At 55.4% G+C, this 4,022-nt stretch carries 3 protein-coding genes; all 3 read left to right on the forward strand.

The window, feature by feature from the left end:
• Positions 1-62: 62 nt before the first annotated feature.
• The 3 genes from galU to lon are packed head-to-tail and all read left to right on the forward strand — an operon-like array spanning position 63 to position 3,883.
• A complete protein-coding gene (gene galU, locus GTN70_09065; GenBank protein NIO17134.1) occupies positions 63-944 on the forward strand; it encodes a UTP--glucose-1-phosphate uridylyltransferase GalU in 882 nt (293 codons plus the stop codon).
• Between the two features lie 16 nt (positions 945-960).
• Entirely contained in the window at positions 961-1,389 is a 429-nt protein-coding gene (locus tag GTN70_09070; protein ID NIO17135.1) for an Hsp20 family protein, read from the forward strand.
• A 16-nt stretch (positions 1,390-1,405) separates the two neighbouring features.
• Positions 1,406-3,883, forward strand: coding sequence for an endopeptidase La (gene lon, locus GTN70_09075; protein NIO17136.1), 2,478 nt, complete (start codon positions 1,406-1,408; stop codon positions 3,881-3,883).
• Positions 3,884-4,022 lie beyond the last annotated feature (139 nt).

The following is a 4,022-nucleotide window of genomic DNA, read 5'->3' on the forward strand; positions in this document are numbered from 1 at the left end:
AAAGTGGCGGAAATGGCAGTGCCCGTCTACTGAACAAAAATAGCGTGGACAAGGAGGGTGCGATGGTCGTGAAAAAGGCGGTGTTTCCCGCGGCTGGACTCGGGACGAGGTTTCTCCCCGCTACCAAGTCTTCGCCGAAAGAGATGCTCCCGCTCGTCGACAAACCCCTTATTCAACAGTGCGTCGAAGAGGTTGTCGCATCGGGCATTACCGGGATCATAATTGTCACGGGAAGGGGAAAGCACGCCATCGAGGATCATTTCGATATATCCTTCGAACTGGAGGAACTGCTGAAGGAGAAAAAGAGAAAAGACGAGCTCGAAGAGATTCGGAAAATAAGCGAGATGGCGGACTTTTTCTATGTTCGCCAGAACCTGCCGCTGGGTCTCGGCCATGCCGTTCTCCGGGCCAGGGATCTGGTCGGCGGGGAGGATTTTGCCGTGGTTCTCGGGGATGACATCATCGATGCCGAGGTGCCGGCCACGGCGCAGCTGATCGAGGCCTATGAGAAATTCGGGACGGGCATATACGTTGCCGTGGAAAGAGTTGACCCGGAAAAGGTCTCAAGGTACGGTATAATTAACCCGGGAAAGAAAAGGGGAAACGTCATCGAAGTGCGCGATATGGTTGAAAAACCGCAGCGTTCGGCGGCACCGTCCAACCTGGCGATCATCGGACGGTACATTTTGCCCTTTGCGATATTCGACGCCCTATCGAATACGAGGCCCGGTTCGGGCGGCGAGATTCAGCTCACCGATGCGATGAAACGCATGATCGGAGAAACGGGCGTGTATGCCGTTGAGTTCAAAGGAAAGAGATACGATGCGGGGCAAAAAACAGGGTTTTTAAAGGCGAACATCGCCTTTGCGTTGCAGAGGGAGGATATGAGAAAAGAGCTGCGGCGATACATGAGAGACCTGGTGAAGAAAAAGTTCAAAACATGAAGTTCGTGGTGGTGGCGTGAACGATTTCGGCAGGGGCATATACATTCTTGACCTCTCGGAGAAGAAGGAGATTCTGCAGGAAAAGAGCGGGGACCGGGGGATGACCTTTTCCCCGCCGGCAGATATTTTCGAGACCGGGGATGGGTTGCACATCGTGATCGAGGTTCCCGGTGTCGACGTGGAGTCCCTGTCCGTCGATGTCGCCGGTAACCGGCTGATCATTGCGGGGATGAAAGAGGACAGGAGAATCGAAGGGGGTGCGGTATTTCTCTGCATGGAGAGGAGTTACGGCCGGTTCAGGAAGACATTCGAGTTCACGGGAGCAGTGAACATGCTTTCAGCGAGGGCCTCATACAGGGAGGGGGTGCTCAAGATTCACGTGGACCGTTGCGAAGAGAAAAGAGGGAGAGGGAAGAAGGTTAAGATCGAAGTTGACGGAGACTGAGAAAAGGGGGAAACGGTTGGAAAAATATGAATCTCTCGGAAAAGTGGTTGATGAGAAGGAGGACGAGGCTGGAGAGGAAGGGAAAGATGCGCACGAATTCGACGATGTTCCCGGTGTTCTCCCGCTTCTCCCTGTAAGGGATATTGTCATCTTCCCCTACATGACGCTGCCGCTCTTTGTCGGAAGGGAGGCGTCGATCGCCGCGGTGGACAGTGCGCTAGCCGGCAAGCGCTATATCTTCCTGGCGGCGCAGAAAGATGCCACGATCGAGGAGCCGAAGACCGATGAGATCTATCCCGTGGGGACCGTGGCGATGATCATGAGGATGCTCAAGCTTCCCGACGGGAGGATCAAGATCCTGATTCAGGGTATCGTGAAAGGGAAAATCCTGCAGTACAAGCAGGAGGGCTCCCACATGATGGTGGAAACGACAATGATGCCGGAGCAGGAGGTGAAGGAGATATCCCTCGAGACGGAAGCGCTCATGAGATCGGTAAAGGAGAAGATCGAGAAGATATTGAACCTGAAGAGCCTCCCCGCAGAGATTTCCATGGTCATGGAGAACATAAACAGCCCGGGTATCCTGGCGGACCTCGTGGCCTCGAACCTGCGCCTGAAGATCGAGGAGGCCCAGTCCGTTCTGGAGGTGATCGACCCGGTGGAGCGGCTGACCAGGGTAAACACCCTTCTCTCGAGAGAGCTGCAGCTGGCGGAGATGCAGACGATGATCCAGGATCAGGCCAAGGAGGAGATGAGCAAGACCCAGAGGGAGTATTTTCTCAGGGAGCAGTTGAAGGCGATAAAGCACGAACTCGGTGATATCGATGGAAAAACCGAGGAGATCGAGGACCTCAGGCAAAAGATCGTTGCATCGGGAATACACGATGAAGGCAGAAAAGAGGCGGAGAAACAGCTCAGGAGGCTGGAGTTGATGCACCCTGATTCTGCCGAGGCTGCCACGGTGAGGACATACCTGGACTGGCTCGTCGAGTTGCCCTGGAGCAAGGGGACGAAGGACAACATAAACCTGAAGACGGCGAAAAAGATTCTCGACGACGACCACTTCGACCTCGATCAGGTCAAGGAGAGGATCCTGGAATACCTTGCCGTCAGGAAGATGAAAAAGGATATGAGAGGGCCGATCCTCTGTTTCGTCGGCCCCCCCGGGGTGGGAAAAACGAGCCTCGGCAAATCCATCGCCCGGGCGATGAGGAGAAAATTCGTGCGCATCTCGCTGGGGGGTATCAGGGACGAGGCGGAGATCAGGGGTCACAGGAGAACCTACGTGGGAGCACTGCCCGGCAGGATAGTGCAGGGAATCAAGCAGGCGGGGACGAACAACCCCGTATTCATGCTCGACGAGATAGACAAGCTGGGGATGGATTTCAGGGGGGACCCTTCGGCCGCCCTCCTCGAGGTGCTCGATCCCGAACAGAACTTCATGTTCTCTGACCACTACCTCAACCTTGCCTATGATCTTTCAAAGGTGATGTTCATCACGACGGCGAATCTCGTCGATCCCATCCCGCCGGCGCTCAAGGACAGGATGGAGGTTATCACCATTCCCGGATACACGGATATAGAAAAGCTGGAGATAGCAAGGAAATACCTCGTTCCGCGGCAGATAGAGGAAAACGGCATAAAGGGAAAAGACGTTCAATTCACCGATGGCGCCCTCCTTGGCATGATCAATCAGTATACGAAGGAGGCGGGCCTTCGAAACCTGGAGAGGGAAATAGCGAATGTGTGCAGGAAAGTGGCACGGAGGATAGCCGAGGGGGAGAAAGCCCCTTTCAAGATAGGTGCAAACGTCATCCACCGCTACCTCGGCCCGCCCAAGTTTATCCCGGAGAGCGAGTCGGAAGTGGACCAGGTCGGCGTTGCCACGGGTCTTGCCTGGACCATGGCGGGAGGGGACCTGCTTTTCATAGAGGTCTCCCTGGTGAAGGGAAAAGGACAGATAGCCATTACGGGCCACCTCGGTGACATCATGAAAGAGTCGGCGCAGGCGGCCGTTACCTATGCGCGGTCCAGGGCATCGGCACTCGGGATCAAAGAGGACTTTCCTTCCACGAAGGATATGCACATACACGTTCCTGCAGGCGCTATCCCGAAAGATGGACCATCGGCGGGGATCACGATCGCAACGGCCCTTGTCTCGGTCCTGGCAGGAATACCGGTGAGGAAGGATGTGGCGATGACGGGGGAGATAACCCTCAAGGGGAGGGTTCTTCCCGTTGGGGGCCTCAAGGAGAAATCCCTCGCGGCGCAGAGGGCCGGGATGAAAATCGTCGTCCTCCCGGATCAGAACAGCAAGGATTTAAACGACCTGCCACCGTACATCAGGAAGAAGCTTCACTTTGAATTGGTTACGAACATGGATGAAGTGCTCAAGGTAGCGCTGAAGCGGGACCCCTTCAGGAAGGGGAGAAAGGGGCCGGGAAAAGCGAAGGGGCCCCGGGCGAAACAGGTGGCCCGGAAAAAATCAGGCTGAGGGAGTGAGTCTGGATGGGTTCAGACAGGGGCGAAGACCCTCCGGGGAAAATAAGCGAAAGGGAGATAATCAAAGAGATTTTTTTGAAAAATACTCCCCCATCCCCCGCGTTTGAAATAGGGCCGGGCGATGACTCTGC

This window comes from Deltaproteobacteria bacterium (assembly GCA_011773515.1).
Classification (GTDB): domain Bacteria; phylum Desulfobacterota; class Deferrimicrobia; order J040; family J040; genus WVXK01.